This window comes from Exilibacterium tricleocarpae (assembly GCF_007004655.1).
Taxonomy (GTDB): domain Bacteria; phylum Pseudomonadota; class Gammaproteobacteria; order Pseudomonadales; family Cellvibrionaceae; genus Exilibacterium; species Exilibacterium tricleocarpae.
Map to the genome: position 1 here is coordinate 95,219 of NZ_ML660104.1, position 22,542 is coordinate 117,760.

General features: G+C 49.3%; 13 protein-coding genes. 3 read left to right on the top strand and 10 right to left on the bottom strand.

All coding sequences use genetic code 11. The features are described from left to right. The first annotated feature begins 3 nt into the window (after positions 1-3). Positions 4-885 (top strand): hypothetical protein, encoded by an 882-nt coding sequence (locus tag FKG94_RS22485; RefSeq protein ID WP_142929200.1) that lies wholly within the window; start codon positions 4-6, stop codon positions 883-885. Positions 886-1,021: 136 nt separating this feature from the next. On the opposite strand, the gene FKG94_RS22490 is transcribed toward FKG94_RS22485, so the two are convergent. The 4 genes from FKG94_RS22490 to FKG94_RS22505 form a co-directional block, all read right to left on the bottom strand. Next, entirely contained in the window at positions 1,022-3,586 is a 2,565-nt protein-coding gene (locus tag FKG94_RS22490) for a TonB-dependent receptor plug domain-containing protein (protein ID WP_142929201.1), read from the bottom strand. A gap of 94 nt (positions 3,587-3,680) precedes the next feature. Beyond that, on the bottom strand, positions 3,681-5,159 hold the full coding sequence (putP, locus tag FKG94_RS22495; RefSeq protein ID WP_142929202.1) for a sodium/proline symporter PutP: 1,479 nt from the start codon (positions 5,157-5,159) through the stop codon (positions 3,681-3,683). A 95-nt stretch (positions 5,160-5,254) separates the two neighbouring features. Continuing rightward, positions 5,255-5,752: an NAD-glutamate dehydrogenase domain-containing protein gene (locus FKG94_RS22500; protein WP_142929203.1), complete on the bottom strand. Its 498-nt coding sequence runs from the start codon at positions 5,750-5,752 to the stop codon at positions 5,255-5,257. A gap of 365 nt (positions 5,753-6,117) precedes the next feature. Then, positions 6,118-6,603 (bottom strand): Lrp/AsnC ligand binding domain-containing protein, encoded by a 486-nt coding sequence (locus FKG94_RS22505; RefSeq protein WP_142929204.1) that lies wholly within the window; start codon positions 6,601-6,603, stop codon positions 6,118-6,120. A 546-nt stretch (positions 6,604-7,149) separates the two neighbouring features. On the opposite strand from FKG94_RS22505, the gene putA reads away from it, so the two are divergent. Continuing rightward, positions 7,150-10,959: a bifunctional proline dehydrogenase/L-glutamate gamma-semialdehyde dehydrogenase PutA gene (gene putA, locus FKG94_RS22510; protein ID WP_246125331.1), complete on the top strand. Its 3,810-nt coding sequence runs from the start codon at positions 7,150-7,152 to the stop codon at positions 10,957-10,959. Positions 10,960-11,255: 296 nt separating this feature from the next. Here the strand turns inward: putA and FKG94_RS22515 are convergent, their stop codons facing one another. The 3 genes from FKG94_RS22515 to FKG94_RS22525 all read right to left on the bottom strand — a co-directional run bounded on the left by FKG94_RS22515 (position 11,256) and on the right by FKG94_RS22525 (position 19,331). After that, the gene (locus FKG94_RS22515) at positions 11,256-13,745 is read right to left on the bottom strand and encodes a 7TM diverse intracellular signaling domain-containing protein (RefSeq protein WP_142929205.1); all 2,490 of its coding nucleotides are present in this window, start codon (positions 13,743-13,745) and stop codon (positions 11,256-11,258) included. Positions 13,746-13,971: 226 nt separating this feature from the next. Next, positions 13,972-16,497, bottom strand: a complete 2,526-nt coding sequence (locus FKG94_RS22520; RefSeq protein WP_142929206.1) for a hybrid sensor histidine kinase/response regulator — start codon at positions 16,495-16,497, stop codon at positions 13,972-13,974. Positions 16,498-16,799: 302 nt separating this feature from the next. Then, positions 16,800-19,331 (bottom strand): hybrid sensor histidine kinase/response regulator, encoded by a 2,532-nt coding sequence (locus FKG94_RS22525; RefSeq protein ID WP_142929207.1) that lies wholly within the window; start codon positions 19,329-19,331, stop codon positions 16,800-16,802. A 452-nt stretch (positions 19,332-19,783) separates the two neighbouring features. On the opposite strand from FKG94_RS22525, the gene FKG94_RS22530 reads away from it, so the two are divergent. Next, positions 19,784-20,395, top strand: coding sequence for a response regulator (locus tag FKG94_RS22530; protein WP_142929208.1), 612 nt, complete (start codon positions 19,784-19,786; stop codon positions 20,393-20,395). Positions 20,396-20,424: 29 nt separating this feature from the next. Here the strand turns inward: FKG94_RS22530 and FKG94_RS22535 are convergent, their stop codons facing one another. From FKG94_RS22535 to sctS, 3 genes are read right to left on the bottom strand one after another with little or no spacing between them, the layout of a single operon-like run. Then, positions 20,425-21,480, bottom strand: coding sequence for an EscU/YscU/HrcU family type III secretion system export apparatus switch protein (locus FKG94_RS22535; RefSeq protein ID WP_142929209.1), 1,056 nt, complete (start codon positions 21,478-21,480; stop codon positions 20,425-20,427). Then, positions 21,477-22,274: a type III secretion system export apparatus subunit SctT gene (gene sctT / locus FKG94_RS22540; protein ID WP_179957762.1), complete on the bottom strand. Its 798-nt coding sequence runs from the start codon at positions 22,272-22,274 to the stop codon at positions 21,477-21,479. Before sctT ends, FKG94_RS22535 begins: the two co-directional genes overlap by 4 nt. 2 nt (positions 22,275-22,276) lie before the next feature. Beyond that, positions 22,277-22,540, bottom strand: a complete 264-nt coding sequence (gene sctS / locus FKG94_RS22545) for a type III secretion system export apparatus subunit SctS (protein ID WP_142929211.1) — start codon at positions 22,538-22,540, stop codon at positions 22,277-22,279. Positions 22,541-22,542: the final 2 nt, after the last annotated feature.

A 22,542-nucleotide genomic window follows, 5' to 3' on the forward strand; every position in this document is an offset into this window, starting at 1 on the left:
TGCGTGAGTATTTCATATGAAGGGCTTTTGCAGTCTGTACGAGAAAATTACCTGCAAACGCCCGCTGAATCAGGTATTTCCATCGCCGAGGAACTCGACTATATCGAGGCCGACTTGGCGCAGGGGCTGGTGTCAACGCTAGGCAATGTCAGCGATTCGCTCGGTTTAATCGCGACTATCAAAGCTGTAGCCGGGATCGGGACTTTGCTGAGGGGCGATAAGAGCGGCTGGGCAGATATAGGCAGCTCTATGTCTTACCGATTATGGAATATCAAGCTGGCCCGGCAAGCTCTGAAAAATGCTATAGCTTTCAATCCCAATAGAAATTTGCCTGAGTTGAGAGTAGAGTTCAGTCCGGCCGCAGGCTTGCTCTTGCACGCCGTATCGCAAGGTGAGGACGCAGCTGCAGGTGAAATGGTCAAAGTGCTTGAGGATATCTTTTTTGATCCGGCGTATCTCAATCGAGAGACTGTCGATAACAGCATTTACGAACGTTTTGCCCTCAATGTTTATTACTTTTTAAAAGGCGGAGATACCCGCAAGACTTTGGCGTTCAATACCGGGAATGTTTATAAAAACCTGCTGGACAGTTTACTGGCACCTGATTTTGATTCGCAATTAGTTGTCGATTTGTGCGACTATCACTGTGACAATATCGAAGACCGTGGAGACCGACGCCCCGAGTTTTGTTCCCGCCCATTTGATCTATTGCCTGTTGAAGTCCTGGCGATCTATCGGATCAGGCGCAATGCCGGCCTGGAGACGCCGGCGGTCGACCATCCTCTACTCAACCCCCTGTTTACGCATATGCCCGATTTGCAGTTTGAAAACGATGAGCTCATCGACAGGATCGAGGCTGCTTATTTGGAAATGCCGGCGGCATAAGTGAGGCGAGTACCCAGGGTGTGCCAATACCGGATATTGGCCTGTGGTACCCGCTTTCGGTGGCACGGCATGTTTCAGGTTTAGCTCTGCGGTGACAGTGCCAACCGTCTGTAGCCGTGCCCCATTTTTGCGACGCTTAAAAGTTAATACCGGCGCGAAGGTAGTAGTAGGCGCCGTTAAATCCGGCTGCCGAGTTCAGCGGATAGATGGCACCCAGGAAGCCCGGCGTGCGGCCGGTCCAGACACTCTCGTCCGCCTGGGGTACCGACCACTCGTCTGGCCGCTCGTCGAACAGGTTTTTTGCGCCCACATTGAGACTGATTGATTCGGTTACCTGATACCCCACCTCTGCATCAACAACGAACAGACTTGGAGTAGTAACCGGCACGCTGGTATCATTAAATACAAATTCAAAGGTTTCATCATAATAATTGCCTCGCAGCATAAAACTCCAATCACCTGACGTGTGTAGTGTGGTCAGCGTCAGTCGGCTTTCTGGCAGCGATTCCTCCAGTTCACGGATACGGGCCTCTGAAATTTCATCACCGGCGGTGATTTCCGTTTCAGTCCAGTTATAGGCCAGAGTAAAGTCCGTATTACCAAGGTCGGACTCCAGCGGCCAGGTAGCAACCAGATCAACACCTTGTGTTTCGGAGCTGAAATCGTTGACAAAGAACTGAACGGAACTGATTGAAGCGGCATTGATAACCCCCGCAGCCTCCAATGCTGAGATATCGGCAGCCGTAATCGTGTCTTCTTTTAATGACAGTCGATCGTCCACTTCGATATTGAAGTAATCGATCGTAAGATCTATTGACCCCAGTGAAAGGACTGTGCCGATGCTAAAGCTCGTGGACTCCTCCGGTTCCAGTTGTTGACCGCCTTTCTGTAAGGCCACCGCACTAGTGGGGGAAACAACGAGTGTGTCGATTAACTGACCATTTTCAAAGCTGGTAGCTGAACGTCGCAGATCGCTCTGTCCCACGGTAGGTGCGCGGAAACCCGTGCTGTAAGCGCCACGTAGAGAAAACGAATCGGTAACATTCAACCGTGTCGCGATTTTGAAATCTGTTGTACTGCCGAAATCATCGAAGTCTTCAAAGCGTAGGGCGACTGACATCAGCCAGTTATCGGTAACATCGGCCTCGGTGTCGATGTAGAGAGCCTGACTGGTGCGCGAGAAACGACCGGCTACATCTGAGGAGAAACCCTGGAAACCGTTGGAACCAATTGAGAAACCCTGCTCTTCAAGGCCGCCAGGGGCCCAGGACTCGGTCTGCCCTGCAATGATTTCAAACTCTTCATCATGAAATTGTGCGCCAAAAGCGATGTTTAAATCGGAAGCCAAACCAATATCAATCGGGTAGGAAAAATCCGCATTAAGCAAACGCTCGGACTGAATCTGTGTGCCAAGACTGAAATTGGTGGGTGTGTTTGGACCGTAAGACGCGTTGAGCGAATTTCGCATTTCATACTGTATCTCACTTTGTCCGAAAGATGCGCTCAGATCATATTTTAAGTTGTCTGACCACTCACCCCGTACTCCGGCCACGAAGCTGGTGTCAATGACTTTACCGCCGAAACGCGGAGTGAAGCCGCCGGGATAAAGCTCGTTGAAAACGAAGCAATCGGGGTCATCCATAGTTTGCTGAAGATCCGCCGGTGCACTTGAACAAGCGCCGGAGCCGTCATCGGTTAGGTCAGCCACCAGCAAGCTCGCGCCGCCGTCATTGGAATAAACGCCACTGCGATTGGTCGGGTTGCGGTAGAAAAAGCTGCCGTCGGTATCGCGCGTGGCATAGTTGCCGAATGCATAGGCCTCACCGTCCACCCCGGTTTCAACAGCGGCATTGAAAAAGACTTTATAGTCCTCGGTTATCTCTGGTGTACCCCACACGACTACCGGGTTGGGAACCGCCTCATTACCGGCGTCGATTAAGGTTTGAGCGCCTGTATCCTGAACGCCGCGGCTGGTGGGCGAGGTGTCTTTTGCCTCAAACGCCAAGGTTGCGAAACCGTTCGTCCCCAAGTGAGTACCGAACAGGCCAGAGATCTGTTTGATGGAACCATCACCCTCAGAATATTCACCCGTGCTGACTTGAATTTTTCGCGCTTCAGGATCGTCGGCCAGTACAAAGTTTATCACTCCGGCAATGGCGTCGGAGCCATATTGTGCCGCCGCACCATCGCGTAGTACTTCGACCTGCCTCATCGCTATGCCGGGTATTGGTGCAAGATCTACACCCTGTGCGCCCTTGTTGATACCGGAGATAAACTCTCCTATAACCGCACCTCGGTGGCGCCGCTTTCCATTGACCAATACCAGTGTGCTGTCGGAAGGTAAGCCGCGTAAGTTTGCGGGTCTAACCAGAGTGCCGGCATCGCTGATAGGTTCACGACCGACATTATAGGAAGGCACAACATTAGTCAGTACATCCAATATGTCTGTACTGCCTTGCGCCTCTAAATCCGCTTGATTCAGTACATCCACAGGAACCGGCGCCTGGGTGGCACTGCGGCCTTCACGTCTGGTACCGACTACGGCTATTTCCTCTATTACGGTGCTTCCCGAGGTGTCCTGATAAGCTATTTCAGTACCATTTTGTGCCAAAACAGGCTGTATGACTGCAGTCGAGCAGCTTGTTGCAACCAGCAGTGCTTGAACGCCGCTTTTTCTTGAAAAGCTCTTCTTGTTTTTCATCTTCTCGCTCCTGTATAAGTATAAAAATAGGAAGTTTTTTAGTGGAGAGTCACCACTAAGTCTTTTATCTGTTTTGTAGCTACCTGTCTTGTTGTTATACACCGTGAGTCACGCCTTTAGACTGTTGTTTGATGGCAACTACAGGCTCGGCAGTTACTAACGACACTATGGCGATAGCCGCACTCGACATAAAAAAGGCCGGAATCAGCTCATACAGTTCAAAAATTCCTCCGCTCAAATTTTTCCAAACCACCACCGTAATACCGCCCACAATAATGCCTGCCAGGGCGCCGTTGCGGTTCATGCGTCTCCAGTAGAGTGAAAAAACGATGGTTGGACCAAAGGCCGCTCCGAACCCCGCCCAGGCGTAGCTGACCATGGTCAACACTTGATTTTCAGGCTCGAGGGCAATGTAGCTTGCGACCAAGGCAATCAACACCACGGCCAGGCGTCCGACTTTCACCAGCTCCCGCTGCGATGCATTTTGGCGAAACAGCGCTCTGTAGAAGTCCTCAGCCAGTGCCGAGGAAGCAACCAGCAGTTGAGAGTCTGCCGTACTCATCACAGCTGCCAGTATTGCCGCCAGTAAAATCCCCGCCACCAACGGATTAAACAGTGCGTCAATCAACAGCATAAACGCCCTTTCACTGTCTTCCAGCGGCTCACCGAAATAAGCAATCGCGACAAACCCACATATCAGGGAGCCCACAAGCGTTAACGTGGCCCAGGCTACCGCCACTCGCCTGGCGGCAGGTATATCTTCCTCAGACCGAATTGCCTTAAAGCGTGCCAGAATATGTGGTTGACCGAAGTAGCCCAAGCCCCAGCCCAAAAGGGAAAAAATCGAAATCGCGCCGATAGACTCCCCGGATGTGCCAGTCCAAAGATCAAGCAACGCAGGATTCTTTGCAGCGACCGTCTCCTGTATAGCAGCCACCCCACCCATAGCCTCAATGGCTGCAACTGGGACAATAACTAAAGCAGCCGACATCAATAGACCTTGAACAACGTCGGTCCATGCGACGGCCAGAAAACCCCCGAAAAGTGTGTAGGACACCACTGCGATAGTTCCCACAATGACGGCCAGACGATAATCGAGTCCGAATACGGTTTCAAACAGCTTGCCGCCGGCCACCAGTCCGGAGCTGGTGTAAAATAAGAAAAAAAACAAAATTATGAGGGCAGAAATAATGCGTAAAAGGCGACTGTTATCCCGAAATCTGTTTTCGAGGTAGTCGGAAATCGTTAAACAGTCTCCCATTTTGTAGCTGTAAATGCGCAATCTGCGAGCGACCACCCTCCAGTTTAGCCAGGTGCCGGTCAACAACCCTAAGGCGATCCAGCCGGCTTCAACACCAGCTACATAGGCATAACCGGGGAGGCCCAATAGTAGCCAGCCGCTCATATCCGAGGCCCCCGCACTCAGTGCCGAGGGCAAGGGTCCAAGGCTGCGCCCGCCGAGAATATAATCCGACATATCTTTGGTGCGGAGATAGGACCACAACCCGATAGCAAACATACCTGCCAGATACAGTGTAAACGTCAGACCAATCGCCCACTGATTTTCAACCATATATGATTACTCACTAAATTTCCGCCTTGCATCCTTGAGCTTGGGGGTTGCTGATTCCCGTGTTGTTGACGCTGTCCAAGGCATCAACATGAAAGTTACCTGTCGCGCCCCATTCTGCCCAGGGGCTTGCCTTGCTGCTCTGCTGGCGCAACCAGTGAATTTCCTGAGCACTGTCCAGTTTGAAGTACACCTGAGCTGCCTGGTGTGGGGATAAACGGATAGATGTGGCTGCTTCGACAATGCCTGGCATCTAGGAGATAGACCAGTTTTTTATCTTGAAAACTGTTCCGGTAAGTGCCAGAGTTATGCTCGACGAGGTTGTATTTCGTATGGCCGAGAAATGTAAAATTTTCCTGCAGCAGCCATTTTAGACATGCCATTGCCTCGGCAACGTCGTCCAGTACGTCTGGTGGTGAAAGCGTAAGTTTCTCTATCAAAGTTTTGGCAATGGTCTTGATGGCTGAGGTATCGTTGGCAATGTCACTATTTGGTCTGCAGGCACCCTGGTTACACAGTTCCTTTAATTCTGAGTAGATATTCTTGATAGCCAGTTGTTCGCTATCCGGGTTTTCCAGGGCTTGTTGGTAAAACATAGTACCTTCCGACTATCATGGGCGGCAGCATACTCAGTGAAAACTATCACATGAGTTAAATGTGACGCCATAGTCCATAATGCGTATAAATGATGCCTTCGCCCACTACTGCATGAATGAAAACCAATTATTATTTAAACGTGTAAAATAAGTTTAGGGCTCTCAGGCTACTCAAGAAAAAGCATTCGGGCTCAACTGAGATGTCTAAGTTCGTTTAGTTTATGTGGCGTATTATGACAAATATATAGAAAAATATATCACTGTAATTGGCGAATCGCCTCGATATATAAATAAAAAAAGTGGGTTTTACAGTGAAAAATTCTGTTGCATCAAAAGTGCCCCACCAAAGGTAACGGAAGATAGCTTTACTTCGTCAGCGACACGGGGATGACATGTGTCGACTTGACTTCCTCCATGACAACATAGGTGTGAGTTTGGCTAATGCCCTCAATGGCGGCTAATTTTCCCCCCAGAAATTTCCGGTAACCAGTCATGTCGGAAATGCGGATTTTAATGAGGTAGTCGAAGCCTCCTGCCACCATACTGCATTCAACCACCTCATCCATCTTCAACATTTTCCGGTTAAATTCGTCCAGATCGGCGGTGGTGGTGTGCTGCAACGACACCTGAATATACGCGACAAGGTTTGAATTCAATTTTTTGGGATTCAGGTGGGCAACATACTTCTCTATATAGTCATTTTTCTCCAGTCGGCGCACGCGCTCCAGGCAGGGGGTAGGGCTCAGGTTAACGCGGCCGGCCAAATCAATATTAGAGATACGGCCCTCTCTTTGTAAGATATCCAGTATCTTGGCATCAATTCGGTCGAGTGTATCGCAGCCTTTCTTCATTATTATTCGCCTTTTTTATGAAATAAACGATATTGATAGCAATCGGTTTCCACGCTCGGGTAATGACTGGCTTCTGACTCTACCCTGTCGGGTTCGGAGTATTTATGTGCCAAGTTAGGGGAATAAACACTTTCGTCCATCCGTTAACAATCAAATTTGCTGGACATCTCACGCGACTTTATGCACGGACGGCCATGCTGCCGGGACACCGCTGCCAACCTGTCGACTGAATTCCGGTCGATGAAGAGGCTTCAGCACGAATTATTTATCACTATGAAATGCTACGAATACCTTAGATTGTACCGAATAAATGCGAAATATAGAAAATAATATTTCACGCAATCCCCTACAATGCGACCTGTTGTCGGGGGAAAAATGCAGGGATTATGTGAATCCTCCAGGCAGGACGATATCATGCCTTTGGGGACCCTGCTGGGTGCCAAATACCCAACGCTCTATGCCAACCGCGCCCAGTTGGAAGGAGATCAATTTCTTGGTATTGGTCGACTTTGATGTAGAGTCCCCCTTTTTACACAAGATATCAAAGTGAATGATACCGAGTTTACTACCATGCTATTCGATGTTCTAAACCCACTAAGGAAAGAGATTCGTTGTAACAGCCATATGGCGGAAGAGCAGATGGTTGAGCAGCTGTTGCAAAACAATCCGCTGCAACCCGCAGCTCGCGAACGCGTCGAGAGTATGGCTCTGGGGTTGGTGGAGCAATGCCGCACTTCCCCTGAAAACCAGGGACTGCTAGACGCATTCCTGCAGGAATACAGCCTATCGACGCAGGAGGGTGTAGCGCTAATGTGCCTGGCTGAGGCGTTGTTACGTGTACCCGACGGTCTAACCGCGGATCGCCTTATCGCCGAGAAGATTCATTCGGGACATTGGTATAGTCACATTGGAAAATCCAGTAATCTGTTTGTCAATGCAGCGACCTGGGGCTTGATGTTAACGGGCCGTGTCGTTGGCATGGATGCCGGTATCACCGAAAACCCGGCTAAGTGGTTGCGGGCACTTGTCAGTCGGCTGGGCGAGCCCGCCGTACGTTTCGGCGTCTTGCAGGCGATGAAGCTCTTAGGGCAGCAGTATGTATTGGGGCGTAATATTGTTGAGGCTATTAAGCGCGGTGCGAAAGAAAATCCCACGGGCACACGCTTTTCATTCGATATGCTGGGCGAGGGTGCCCGTACTTTTGAAGATGCGAAGAAGTACTTTGATGCTTACATGTTAGCTATTCGAGAAATTGGTCAGCGTAACGATGCCGACAATGTTTACGCCGCCAATGGTATCTCTGTCAAGCTAACCGCTCTGCACCCCCGATATGAATTCAGTCACCAGGAATCAGTTTTGGAGGAACTGGTTCCCCTGGTCGCCCGGTTAGCACGGGAAGCGAAGAAGTTTAACATCGGATTCACGATTGACGCAGAGGAGGCGGCTCGCCTGGATATTGGACTTGATGTGTTCCAGGCGTTGGCTGTCGATCCAGCACTTGAGGACTGGGACGGTCTGGGTTTTGTGCTGCAAGCCTATCAGAAAAGGGCATTGAGTGTAATTGACTGGCTTGTTGCTCTCGCCAGAGTCAGTAACCGCCGCCTGATGGTGCGGTTGGTGAAAGGCGCTTACTGGGATGCCGAGATCAAACATGCGCAAGAACTCGGCCTGGTTGATTACCCGGTGTTTACCCGCAAGTCTCACACGGATCTCAGTTATCAGGTCTGTGCCGGTCGTCTACTGGCCGAGAAAGACACTATTTTTCCTCAGTTTGCCACCCACAACGCCTATACTGTGGCCTCGATAATTGAGTTGGCGGGTGTGGGTGGTGATTATGAATTTCAACGTTTGCACGGTATGGGCGATCTGTTGTACGGCCAACTTGGGCCAGTACAGGACAGGCAACCGCCACTGCGTGTGTATGCACCGGTGGGAAGTCACAGTGATCTGCTGCCCTATCTAGTACGTCGTTTACTGGAGAATGGTGCAAACTGCTCTTTCGTCAACCAGTTCCTCAATGCCGATGTGTCGGCCGCGAGTATTATCGGTAACGTTGAAGCTACAATTCATGCCCTACCGGGTTCCCGTCACACCGGGATACCAGTGCCGCGTGATATTTTTACCGCTTTCGGTGAGCTGCGAAAAAGTGCCCGGGGAATTGATCTCGATGACGCCCTCGCCGCCGACAAACTTTGTCAGGCGGCTGGAGAAACCAGGCGCTTTGGCTGGCGGGCCGGTCCGGTAATCAATGGACAAATGTGCACAGGCAAGCTCCAGCCATTGAGCTGTCCGGCTGATACCAGCATCACTGTGGGGCAATACACCAACGCTACAGACCAGGATGTTGCTAATGCACTAACATCTGCCGACATGGCGCAGCCTTCCTGGCAGGCGTTGGGCCCCGATGCGCGCGCGGTGATTTTGGAACGAGCTGCCGACCTGATGGAAGAGCGTATGGCGTTACTGACCGGGTTGATCAGTTATGAGGCCGGTCGCACGCTTGATGATAGTGTTTCAGAGGTGCGCGAGGCGGTTGATTTTTGTCGGTATTATGCGTTACAGATCCGCCGTATTACCGATCAGCCCCCCGATTCATCCAGCCTGGCCCAGGGGCGCGGTGTATTTGTGTGTATTAGCCCCTGGAATTTCCCCCTGGCTATTTTTGTTGGGCAGGTTGTCGCAGCTCTGGCTGCTGGAAATACCGTTATTGCCAAACCGGCCGAACAAACACCAATGGTGGCGGTACAGGCTGTGCTAATTATCCAAGAGGCCGGGGTGCCGGGAGATGTCCTACACCTACTTATCGGTCCTGGCTGGTATCTTGGCCCGCTATTGATGGCCGACCGGCGGGTGGCCGGTGTGGCGTTTACCGGCTCAACTGAAACCGCGCGTCGTATTCAGGACGACCTGGTTACCAGAGGTGGTACCTTGCCGCCGTTAATTGCCGAAACCGGGGGTCAGAACACCATGCTGGTGGACTCCACCGCGCTGCCTGAGCAAGTGGTTGACGATGTGGTGCAGTCGGCCTTTTTGAGTGCCGGACAGCGCTGCTCGGCGCTGCGTGTGCTATTGATTCAGGAAGAGGTGGCGGAGAGTGTCATCAGTATGCTCAGAGGCGCGCTGGAGACGCTGACCGTTGGTGAACCCTGGAGGCTCAGCAGTGATATCGGTCCTGTAATCGATAAAAAGGCACTGCAGATGTTGCGTTGCCATATCGATCGTATGCACGCTGAAGCTATATTTGTCGGCAGCGCAGTCATTCCGGAGGGTTGTCCGGAAGGAAACTACATAGAGCCTCATATATTTGAAATAAACAGTATTTCCCAGTTGGAGGGTGAAGTATTTGGGCCGATTCTACACGTGATGCGTTACCGGGCCTGCGACCTCGATAATGTGTTGACTCAGATAAATGAGACAGGCTTTGGACTCACCCTTGGTATTCACAGTCGTATTAACAGCTTTGCTGACACCGTATTTTCTAAGACCCGTGTGGGTAATACCTACATTAACCGAAACATGGTTGGTGCTGTTGTCGGTGTCAATCCGTTCGGTGGACAGGGGCTATCGGGCACGGGTTATAAAGCCGGCGGTCCACACTACCTTTTACGTTTCACCAACCTTTGGCGGAGTCCTCCCATTGGAGGCGTCGCTGTGAAAGCCGAGCCTTTGACAGCGGAAAGCAGGAGTGCGTTGTTGTTGGCGCAAAAAGCCCAGTGGCATTGGAATGGCCTGACGGGCGAACAACGCGCCACTAAGCTGAACAATGTCTTGACAATCAGTGGTGTAAGTGATTTGACCATCCCCTCCGTACTGTTGCGTTGTGGGGCATTGCTTGAAGAGGCCAGTGCAATGTTTACGGAAACAACTTTGTTGCCGGGACCAACGGGTGAGCGAAACGAGCTATCTTTGCATGGTCGAGGTGTGTTTCTTATTTGTGCCAGTGAGAATAGCTTTAGTTATGCTGTGCAGCATACTATTGCCGCACTCGCTGCCGGAAATGCGGTGTTACTGGTGGCGGAAACTACTGAAGACGCGGCCTGTGTTGAGGTAATAGCAACATGGGTGCACCGCTTTTTGCCGGAGGCGCTTGTTGCGGCGATAACCACTCCATCGCAGTTTATCGCACTGGCAGGCCAAAGTGATATAGCCGGCATTGTTACAAAAAACACCCACGGCATTGCTGCTATTCTCGCCGCGCGAGCTGGGCCGATTATCCCACTGCTCACTGAGCCGGTCTCTGATGGGGTACAATCCTTAGCTCTGTTGCCTTATGCTGTGGAGAAAACCAAAACCAACAACATCGTCGCAACAGGTGGTAACGCCTTATTACTAAATTTAACGGAAACTATCGCTTAGTGTGTTAGTAGTGCTATTTTTAATCGTTATATGAAATCGGTACCTTGGTATGGATTGTACACTTTCAATAAATCAAGAGTCTGTGTCGATGGAGATGCCGTGTGAAAAGAACGACAGGCAGAAATTTTCAGAGGATTGTGGTAGATCATTGGCATTGGAAAGAAACTATCCAGATGTAAGTTGCGATCAAGATCGAGAATTAGAACACGGATTTATCCTCAGCTATAATTGATCCCCGGGCCAGATTTGCCGTTTTTCACAATGAGCGGCGGTTAACCTAGGCTGGAGAATAAGTATCAGTCCGCGGGAGTGCTCTGTTGGTGCTTGATCAAATTGGAGATGATCTGTTTCAGCTTATCAGGGTCAACTGGCTTATGGAGACAATCCTTACCAAACGCATAAATGGCCTCCATGCTGTCACTGCTCGTCTCGCCGGTTATGATGACCGTAGGTATTTCACGCTGCAGTTTGGCATAGAGGGTTTTGACCACTTCCACACCGGTCTTATCATCACCGAGCCAATAATCCGCAATGATAATGTCCGGTACAATTTGCTCCTCTGTGATAGCGCATATGGCTTGCTTTGATGACCCAACTGCCAGGGCCACGCCTCCCCAGGATTCGATCAGCAGTGTCATACTGTCGCGAATGGTGATGTCATCGTCGATTATCAGCGCGACTATGTGTTGACCCAGAGGCAGATTGATTGAGCCGGCGGGTGGTGATAGTGAGTTAGAGGAATGATCGTAGGGAACTTGCAGCGAAAAAACCGCACCCTTTCCGATTTTTGAGCGTAGGTTTATCGAAATATTCAGCAAAGTGGTTAGGCGTTTGACGATAGCCAATCCCAGGCCCAGCCCGGGGTCTTGACCTTGCTCTTGAGTGCGACTCTTCAGTTGATAGAACTCTTGAAAGATATTATCGTGTTCCTCTTCGGGGATGCCTGGGCCTGTATCCCATACTTGTAGTAGCAGGTAGTATTTTCTCGTTCGACCGCACACCAAAACACCACCTTTGTTGGTGTGACGAATGGCGTTTTCTATTAAATTGGTTAAAATACATTCCAGCTTTTGCGGATCGGTAAGTACCGTACAATCTGTTCTGCGAAAAGTCAGGCGTAGCCTCTTTAGTCGCGCTGTGTAGTCATTGTCGTTTTGCAACCTTTCAAAGATTTCACTTATTGCAACATGCTGGATGTTTGCCTGCACGGTGTTGGAGTCAAGTTTTGAAATATCCAACAGCGACTTCAGCAGCGATTCCAAGGTGCGAAAGGCCGATCGACATTTGACCAGGACTTCATCCACTCCAGGTGCTTTGTCATAGAGAATGCGCAGGTAGAAACCCAACGCCTGCAAAGGTTGGCGCAAATCATGGCTGGCAGCCGCGATAAATTCAGACTTGGCCTGGTTGGCTTCTACAACCTTTGTATTACCTTCGACGAGCAGCCTATTGGCTTCGCCGAGTTCGTTCGTTGCACGGTCGAGTGCGAGGGTGCGCTCTCTTACCCGACGCTCCAGATTGACCTTGGCTTCCGTCTGAATACATGTGTTTTCCTGCATTAGCGTTCGCATGCGATGTGCTAAGGCAAATGACAGTAGAACCGCTGCCAGGGTCGATCCAATTTGCACGCCGCGAGCAGTCAGGACGCTAGCCGGGAGTACACCGTGAATCATAAGATCGGTGCTAGTCAGACCCGCCAGCAGGCATAGCCAGGCCAACAAAAAATACCTCGCTTCGATAATGCCTTGGCGCATCGCTATAACTGTGGTCGCTATTGCCATGAAAATTGCGCCAAATGCTAAAACAGACATTGTTTGAAGAGCGAGAGGTGTTACGCCAACCGCCAGCCATATTGCACAGTGCATTAACGTCAAGAAGGAATGGTAAAACATAAGCCTGTTAAGTAACGGAAAAATCACTGCGCCACGCAGAAAATGACGGGTAAACAGAAGTACGCTGGCAATACATAAACCAACCAATAGAAAATTGACCGGGTAGTTGAGGTCGCCGTTGTCGGGCCAGACATACTCATAGGCCAGGCCGTCTAAAACGGCCTGGAACGCCACAAAACTGGCGATACAAAAGCAGTAGTAGAGGTAACTGATGTCGAGTGCGGATAGAAACAGTATCAGGTTATAAAGAAGCAAGGCTGCGATGGCGCCATAACATAAACCGATCCACATTTGTTTATGCGATTCACTGACTGCAAAAACTTCTGGCCGTGAGACAAAAATCGGGACCGATACTAAACCTGTAGTCTTAATCCGCAGATAAATTTTTACGGTTTCTCCTGTATTTAGATTAAGCTCGAAAGTTGGGTTCCGCACACGTATCGACCTGTTTGATATTGGCAGGGAGTCCCCTATCCGTGCATGTGTAACCTCTGAGTCAGACCTGATCACATAAGTATCTATCAGGTCTAATAGCGGGTTCTGTACTTCCAACCACCAATGTTCCTGGTGCGGATGAGCGTTGGTAACAGACAGACGGAACCAGTAGGTCGAGGTACCTATTCCGAAGTTGGCTGCCGACTTTTCAACTCTGGTGAAAACCGGACCTGCCATAGACTTCACATCAGATAGAGTCCAACTGCCAACCTTATCTTCCAGGTATTCAATGTATCCAAGTGTGGCATAGTGATTGTGTGTTTCCGAAACAACCAATGATCCGGGTGTATCGGCGAAAGTCGAATACATAAACCCCAACACGCATAAAATAAACCAGAATGCAGTCGCCCCGCCCCGTACCATGTTGAACCCGTTAAGTGCATATTTACCTAGAGCCATCTAGTTGAATAGGGCGGTTATCATTACTGCTGGCTCCAAATTGGAAATCTGGGTGAGGAATAGTCGCTGCAATGGGTAGCAGCAACTACTTCATGTTAAACGTATCATATAGGACTAAGAGAGGCCATAGTCCAAAAGGCGTATTTAAAAACGCTTATATCCCCCAGGTACAGTAGTGCGCTGTTTAGCGACTCTCTCCATAATTGCAGCATGATGCCAGCGGTATTTATCGGGCCGTCGGTGTATTGTGCGGTCGATTGATCAAATTGGAGACAATCTGCTTCAACTTGTCGGGCGCAACCGGCTTGTGAATAAAGTCTTTACCGAACGAACGAATGGCTTCTATGCTGTCTTTACTCGTTTCACCCGTGATGATGATCGTAGGAATACTTTGCTGTAGCTCGGCATAGAGAGCTTTAACCAGTTCCACTCCACTTTCATTCTCACCTAATTGGTAGTCCGCAATGATAATATCCGGAGTGATTTGCTCTTCGGTGATAACGCGCATGGCTTCGTTGGATGATCCAACGGCCAAGGCCGCTCCTCCCCATGACTCGATTAGCAGTGTCATACTATCGCGAATCGAGGCATCATCATCGATCACCAGTGCCACCATATGGTGATCAATCGACGGATCAGGCGTGTGGATAGGTGGTAATGGTGACTTGGTTACATGACCGTAGGGAACTTGCAGGGAGAATACCACACCCTTGCCCAAGGTCGAGCGCAGACTCATAGGAATACCCAACAGGGTCGCTAGACGCTTGACTATTGCTAATCCCAGACCCAATCCGGGGAGCTGACTTTGGTCTTTGATCCGGTTCTTCAGTTGATAGAACTCCCGAAAGATATTGTCGTGTTCTGCATCGGGGATGCCCGGACCTGTATCCCACACCTGCAGCAACAAGTAGTGTTCGCGTCGGCGACTACATACCAAGATGCCTCCCTCGGTGGTGTAGCGAATAGCGTTATTAATTAAATTGCTCAAGATGCGTTCCAATTGTTGTGTATCGGTGAATACCGTGTACCTGGTGCCCCGAAAGATCAGCCGCAGCCCCTTGAGCCGAGCTGCATAGTCGTTGGCGTTCTTCAATCGTTCAAAAATGTCGTTAATTGCGATATGTTGAAAATTTGCCTGTACGGTGTTGGAATCAAGTTTGGAGATATCCAACAGCGATTTCAGTAGTGATTCCAAGGCGGTAAAAGCTGATCGACACTTTGCCAGTACTTCGTCGACTCCGGGCGACTTGTCATACAGAATGCGCAGGTAAAATCCCAGTGCCTGCAAGGGTTGACGAAGATCGTGACTGGCTGCTGCGATAAATTCAGATTTAGCCTGATTGGCTTCCTCGGCTTTCACATTGCTATCGCGGAGTAGCTTATTCGCTTTGCCGAGTTCACTCATTGCATGGTCGAGTTCGAGAGTGCGTTCTCTTACTCGGCGCTCCAGGTTGATTTTAGCCTCCGTCTGAATACGGGTATTTTCCTGCATTAAAACCCGCATGCGATGCGCCAACCCGAATGATAACAGAACGGACACCAATACGGTGCCAATTTGGATACTGCGGAAGGTAAAGAAATTGGCCGCCACTTTGCCATGGACCATAAGATTGAAACCAATAACACCCAGCAGCAGGCATATCCAGGCAATCAGTAAATATCTCGCCTCTACAATACCGTGGTGCAATGCTATAACGGTTGCCGATATCATTAGGAGCATTACTCCAAATGACAATACGGAGAAAATAATAATCGTTAGAGGTTCTATTTCAACTGCAAACCATACTGAACCGTACAGAAAAACCAGGACGGAGCAAGTGAGTATTACCTGGTTAAGCTTCGGGAAAATCTCCGCTCCGCGTAAAAAGCTACGGGTAAACTGCAATGTCGTGGCAATACATAAACCAATGAGAAAACAGGCAGTGGGTCGGTTGAGCGCGCCGTTGCCGGGCCAGATATGTTCATGGGCCAGACCGTCCAGGACAAACTGAAAAATCCCACAGCTACCGACACAAAGGCAGTAGTAGAAGTAGTTGACATCGCGTGTGGATATGAACAGGATAAGATTGTAGAGCAATAAAGCAAGAATAGTCCCATAACATAAACCAATTAACGCCTGTATGTGAGATTCTTTGACAGCGAAAACTTCAGGTCGTGAAATAAAAATTGGGACTGAAATCACCCCTTTGGTTTCAACTCGCAGGTAGATTTGCGCGACTTCATCCGTGGCCAGATCGAGATTGATAACTGGATTTCGCACGCCTATCGGTCTAGTCGATATAGGAACCAGAGCCCCCGTTTGCGTGTGCGTGCTGACCGTACCGGATTTGAAGATGTAAGCGTCTATCAGATCTAATGCGGGATTGCGTACTTCCAGCCACCACTGTGGTTGTTGGGGATGGGTATTTGTGACTGATAAGCGAAACCAGTAGACTGAGTTGCCAAAGCCGAAATTAGCCGATTGTTCAACATTGGTGAAAAGTGCTTCAGATATGGGACCGACATCTGACAAGGCCAGTTTTCCCGTTTTGTCCTCAAGGTATTCGAGATAACCAAGTGTGTCATAGTGATCGCGCTGTTCCATTAGAACCAGTGGTTTCGCGGCCGCCCCAACGACGGGAAGTAAAAAGCACAAGATGCGCAGGAAGAGCCAGAGCAGAGCACTGCTGCGCAGTGTCGCTTTAATCAACACGATTGTATATGTCAGAAGCCGTCTGACATCATGGCGGAAAACTGTCACTTTATCGTTCATGAATTTGAGCTATCTAATCGAGAGCAAATGCATCAATTGGCTCTTATACCCTGTTGTTGTTCTACCCGTTCCAATACAACACGTTATAATTGATTCGGATCGGCCGCTTTGTGAATAAATGACTTACCGAATGTGCTAGTGCTATCAACGCTGTCAAGACCAGTTTCACCAGTGATGATGATGGTCGTGATTTCCTGCTTCAGTGCCACGTAAAGTCGCTTTGACCAACGGCATCATATTTACTTGCAGGCCTGTAGTCCTAACCGGGCTGCCATCAGTTGCCGTCTCCGATTGCGAGCTTCTTATTGAAACGGTGTATGCTGTCCTGTCCATATACCCTGCTGAGGTTTGATCAAATCGGATATTATCTGTTTCAGTCTGTCAGGATCGATCGGTTTGTGGATAAAGGTTTTACCTGAAGCACGAATGGCATTCACGCTTTCGTCACTGATTTCGCCGGTGATAATGATCGTAGGTATGTCTCGTCCCAGCAACGCGTAGAGAGCTTCGGCCAGTTCCACGCCGGTTTCATTGCCACCCAACGCATAATCCGCAATGATAATATCGGGAACAATTTTTTCCTCGCTGATGATGCCCAATGCCTCGCTGGATGATCCGGTTGCCAGGACTGTTCCGCCCCAAGATTTAATCAACAGGGTCATGCTATCGCGAACGGCGGCATCATCATCGATCACCAGCGCCAGTCGGTGCTGATTTTCTATATTCGGATTACTTTGGTAAGTGGGTGGAGGCAGGGCCATCGCAGCGCGACCATAGGGTATCTGCAAGGAGAAGACTACGCCTTTGCCGACCGTCGAGCGCAGGCTTACAGGAATGTTCAGTAGTGCCGTCAGGCGTCTGACGATTGCCAATCCCAAGCCCAATCCATGGCTTTGGTTTTTGGCATCGCTCCCTATTTGATAAAACTCGCGGAAGATATTTTCGTGCTCGGCTTTGGGAATGCCCGGCCCCGTATCCCAAACCTGCAGTAACAGATGGTGCTTTCTGCCGCGACCACACACCAAAATGCCTCCACTGCTGGTACAGCGAACAGCGTTGTCGATCAAATTGCTCAAGATGCGTTCTAACTGCTGTGAGTCGGTAAACACGGTATAGTGAGCTCCACGAAATTTCAAGCGCAATCCTTTGAGCTGCGCAGCATAGTCGTTGGCATTCTGTAGTCGCTTAAAAATGTCATTGATCGGAATATGCTGTAAATTTGCCTGCACAGTATTAGTGTCCAGTTTGGAGATATCCAATAACGACTTTAACAGTGATTCCAGGGCGTGAAATGCCGCTTTGCATTTAACCAGGATCTCGTCGGTATCGGGCGACCGGTTGTAGAGAATATGGAGGTAAAAGCCCAGTGCCTGCAGAGGTTGGCGCAGATCATGGCTGGCAGCGGCGACAAATCTGGATTTGGCCTGATCGGCTTTCACAGCCTTCACATTGCCGGCGACAAGCTGCCGGTTGACTTTAGCAAGTTCTGCCAGTGCGCGGTCAAGCTCGAGAGTGCGTTGCTGGGCCTTGTGCTCCAGGTGGATCGTGGCTTCGGTCTGAATACGGTTGTTTTCCTGCATCAAGGTGCGCATGCGATGGGCCAGCGCAAACGACAATAGTAGGGCTTCCAGTGCAGAGCCAAGTTGAACACTGCGGACGGTAAAGAAGTTAGCCGGTAGTTTGGCATACAGCATAAGCTGGAAGCTGATTGTTCCTATCAGCAGGCAAGTCCAGGCAAGCAAAAAATACTTCGCCTCTACAACACCGTGGCGCAGGGCTAAAGCCGCACCTAGTATGACGATAAAAAACGCCCCCAATACCGTTGCCGACATAATATGGAAGGCAATGGGGTGTAGTTCCGCCACCACCCAACTTGAACCAAATACCGCCATCGTCAGTACGGCATAAACCAACATAAATTTACTGAGTTTTGGGAAAACCTCAGATCCATAAAGAAAATGGCGGGAAAACTGCAGCATGCTGATAAGGCTTACAGCGACGATTAGATGAGTCTTAGGATAGCTGGGTTCGCCATCGTTGGGCCAGAAGTGAACATAAAGCAAGCCGTCCATAGCTGCCTGTAACACTATATAACTACCGATACAAAAGCAGTAGTAGAGATAATTTATGTCACGTGTAGATAAAAACAGAATGAGGTTGTAGAGGAGTAAGGCGGCTACGAATCCGTAACACAAACCAATCCACAGCCGTCTTTGGGACTCGTTGACGACAAAGAATTCCGGGCGTGAAATAAAAATGGGTGCTGAAACCGCGCCCTTCGACCCTAAGCGCAGGTAGATCTGCGTCGCCTCTCCCGGGTGTAGATCAAACCGCATAACGGGGCTTGGCACACGGATCGCCTTGGATGATACTGCGACTCCATTTCTTATTAACGTATGCTTATCGATTTTGTCAGACCGGATGATATAGACTTCGATCCAGTCCAATACGGTATTACCGACTTCCAGCCACCATTGTGTTTGATGGGGATCGGTGTTAGTGACTGACAGACGAAACCAGTAGGCAGATTTACTTATCCCAAAATCAGCCGCCGGTGTCTCTACTTTTACGAAGGGCATGCCTGTTCCGGGCCCCACCTCTGAGAAACTCAAATCTCCGGCTTTGTCTTCTAGATATTCGATATACCCGAATGCAGTGTAGTAATCGCGCTGTTCAGAAAGAATCAGTGGCTTCGGTGTAGCGGCCGCAGCGACGTCAAAACAGCCCAGAGCCTGCAGACAGAGCCACATCGTTGCGGTGGCCCGCAAAGCCACTTTGACCGCGAAAGCCACATTTACTTGGAGCCATCCAGCCCTGAGTCGGGCAGCTTTCATTCCTTACCTCATTGAGAGTGGGAGTATCAGCCGGTCAGCGCCTCTTGTTGATTATTATTTTCCTTCACACGCGGATCAAGCCTGGCAGCCGTTATCGTTATCGTTATCGTTATCGTTATGGATATCGAATGGACTGTTATCATCTTTAAACCGCAAACTTGGTGCGCAACAGCCGCACCAAGTTTGATAATAATATAGGCACGTAACTTATTGTCTGGCTCCAAAGTGTGAACTGGGACGGCGAAAAAACTGCGCCGACAAATTATATTTTGTTAGTGGAAGCTGTATGGATGAAATTACCACATTAGGGAAATGAACCACTATAGTCCATAACGCGTATTTAAATGGTATTGTTTCCCATGCCATAGTCATAGGTGGCTATAAGCTACATATTATAATTTAAGCAAAGTCGATGGGTGTAGACCCTATAGAAGGGGGGTGTCGTGAAATGTATGGTCGTTGATGATCATGAGCTGTTCAGGTTTGGACTGTGCAGTCTGTTAAAATCTACTGCTAAATGTGACCAGATCTATGAAGCGGAGTCATGTAATGAAGCGGTTAAGATTCTTTCCGGGCATGCATCAGACATTCAATATATATTTTTGGACCTAAACCTGTCGGATAGTCATGGTTGTGACAGTATTCACTATATTAAGCGCGGCTATCCTGAGATCCCGATTGTCATTATCTCGGCCAGCGAGGAAAACTACCTGATTCAAGAGGCCCTGCAAATCGGGGTACGGGGCTACATTACAAAAACCGCAAGTAATGAAGAGGTTGCCGTCGCTGTACAGCGTATCGTGCAGGGTGAGATCTACGTCCATGAATCCGCGCTGAGCGCCAGCAAAACCAGGAAACCGGTGAAGGGCAGCGTTAACCTTACCGATCGGCAAAAGCAGGTACTTAAGCTGATCGACAAGGGTTATACCAATTTCCAGATAGCCTGCCATTTGCATATCTCGGAAAACACGGTGCGCGTGCACGCCTCTTCGATTATCAACGCGCTCAAGGCCGGTAACCGCACCGAGGCCTGTTTTCTCTCGAGAAAACTCGGATTGCTGTAGATATTTCCGACGCTCTGGTTCCAATATGTTCACGATGCCTCGGGCTTTAGAATCCCCGCAAATATTTGGGCCACCTCACCGATATAGTCAGTAGGTATATATTGATCCAACTTGCCCGATTTCCAGAGAGCCCTTGTCAGTGACGTGTCCTCGACAATCGGCTTGTCCCGCTTTGCGGCGATTTCGGCAACCCGGGTGGCGGCCAGCTTCTGTTCTTTAATAGTGATGATCGGCAGGGGCGTTTCTCCGGGTTCGTATTTAAGTCCGATGGCCATATTGTTTGCCACTAGCAACACAGCGATATCCCCGCAACGTTGCAGCAGATCAACGCTGATCATTTCACGCTGAACGTTGACCCGGCGACTTTTTAACAGTGGATCGCCCTGAGTATCCTTTCTATCCCGCTTGAGTTCCTCCTTTGTCATCATTTGGTCCTTAGTAAACTGGTATTTCTGGAACCAGGAGTCGAAAACAGCAGTCAGAATAAAGATGATGATCGCAGCGATGCAAACCAGCATTGTGATGTGATGGGAGAGAACCCGCTTGCAGCTTAAGCCACAATAAGCCGCGTTCAAGATGTCCTCTGCATAGTGATATATAATGAGGTAAAAAACTACAACGAACACGGTGATTTTTACGATGGCCTTCAGCATCTCCACCATATTCCTCAGACTGAATATTCTCTGAAATCCCGCTATGGGATTGATTTTTTGTGGGTCTATTTTTATCTGCTCGGGTGCAAAGAGAAACCCGAACTGCATGACACTTGAAAGTATGACCGCCAGAGCGCTGATCACAACAGAGGGGATCGCAATCATCATAAATACAGTTATCAACTGCTCTGTCACGTATTTAAAGGTTACATATAATGGCTTTTCGGACAGCTCCAGGGTGGTTATCATCAACTCCTCAAGCAGTGACCAGTTGTAATCCCAGAATATCCAGATATAGGCTAACATAGCGATAAGGCTTATTGTAGAAACCACATCTTTACTGCGCGAAACCTGACCTTTCTTACGGGCCTGGCGCAGTTTATGCGGCGTTGGCTGCTCGGTTTTACGGCTTTTGTCTTCGTTGCCACTCATTGAAACATAGCTCCAAGCTCAGAGAAGATGATCGGTATTGCGATGAATTTTTTTCCGAAGTAGTCAATCAGTGTCATGATGTAAATCAACATGATGAAAATGGCCAGGGCTCCCTTGATTGGCAGTGACAGAAAAAAAACATTCAGTTGTGGAACGAATCGATTGATTAGCCCCATAGACAAGTCAATCAAAAAAAGAATCAATACCACAGGTGCTGCCAGAAAAACTGTAAAGTACAGAATAGTGCCGAATGCATGAACGAAGTAGCTGAAATCCCCACTGTTCATATGTGGAAAGAATGCCGGCACTGGCCAAAACACATAGCTCTGGTAGAGGCTGTCCAACAAAACAAGAAATCCACCAGAGGAGAAAAACAATACGGTAAGTGCCTGAGCCAATAAGGTACCTAGAGGAGATACTCTGCCTCTAAAAAAGGGCGAGATTAATGACGCCATAAAGGCGCCCCTCTGGGTATCAATCAAAAAACCGATGGTTATCGCTGTCCAAAAAGGCAGCGCGATCATAAAGCCGATGAGCAGGCCTATAAAAACCTCCTTGACTATGATGGCCAAGCCGACACCCAGGCTAATCCCTTGACTGGGCAGATCTTCATACACCACTGGAGCGGCGATAAGGCTCAGGGAAATTGCGACGGCGCTGCGTACCGCGGTGGATATAACCGCTTCAGTTAGCGAGGGAAATATCCATAGAATCACCATGATTCTTGGCCAGGACAGTGCCAGAGCCAATAGGGCTGATTCCACTTCTGAGAAGGCGGAAAAAAAGCCGTTCACTACTATACCAGTGCTGTTTTGTTGAACATTTCAACGGCGAATTTATAGAGTTCGTTACCCATCCAACGCGAGGTAAAAATCAGTACTGCAATCGTCGCCAATAACCTGAAGGCGAAAGACAGTGTTTGATCCTGAATTTGGGTTAAACCCTGGAACAGACCTACGATTAAACCGACCAGTGCACCCACACCTACGGTGGGAAGTGATAGCACCATGACCAGAATAAGGGCATGCGAGGTAATAAAAACAATTTCTTCTGAATTCATAC

What these genes read in the sequence shown, in the direction of transcription:
- FKG94_RS22490 (WP_142929201.1), bottom strand. Translation starts at nt 3,586, where the DNA reads ATGAAAAACAAGAAGAGCTTTTCAAGAAAAAGCGGCGTTCAAGCACTG.
- putP (WP_142929202.1), bottom strand. Translation starts at nt 5,159, where the DNA reads ATGGTTGAAAATCAGTGGGCGATTGGTCTGACGTTTACACTGTATCTG.
- FKG94_RS22500 (WP_142929203.1), bottom strand. Translation starts at nt 5,752, where the DNA reads ATGTTTTACCAACAAGCCCTGGAAAACCCGGATAGCGAACAACTGGCT.
- FKG94_RS22505 (WP_142929204.1), bottom strand. Translation starts at nt 6,603, where the DNA reads ATGAAGAAAGGCTGCGATACACTCGACCGAATTGATGCCAAGATACTG.
- FKG94_RS22515 (WP_142929205.1), bottom strand. Translation starts at nt 13,745, where the DNA reads ATGGCTCTAGGTAAATATGCACTTAACGGGTTCAACATGGTACGGGGC.
- FKG94_RS22520 (WP_142929206.1), bottom strand. Translation starts at nt 16,497, where the DNA reads ATGAACGATAAAGTGACAGTTTTCCGCCATGATGTCAGACGGCTTCTG.
- FKG94_RS22525 (WP_142929207.1), bottom strand. Translation starts at nt 19,331, where the DNA reads ATGAAAGCTGCCCGACTCAGGGCTGGATGGCTCCAAGTAAATGTGGCT.
- FKG94_RS22530 (WP_142929208.1), top strand. Translation starts at nt 19,784, where the DNA reads ATGGTCGTTGATGATCATGAGCTGTTCAGGTTTGGACTGTGCAGTCTG.
- FKG94_RS22535 (WP_142929209.1), bottom strand. Translation starts at nt 21,480, where the DNA reads ATGAGTGGCAACGAAGACAAAAGCCGTAAAACCGAGCAGCCAACGCCG.
- sctS (WP_142929211.1), bottom strand. Translation starts at nt 22,540, where the DNA reads ATGAATTCAGAAGAAATTGTTTTTATTACCTCGCATGCCCTTATTCTG.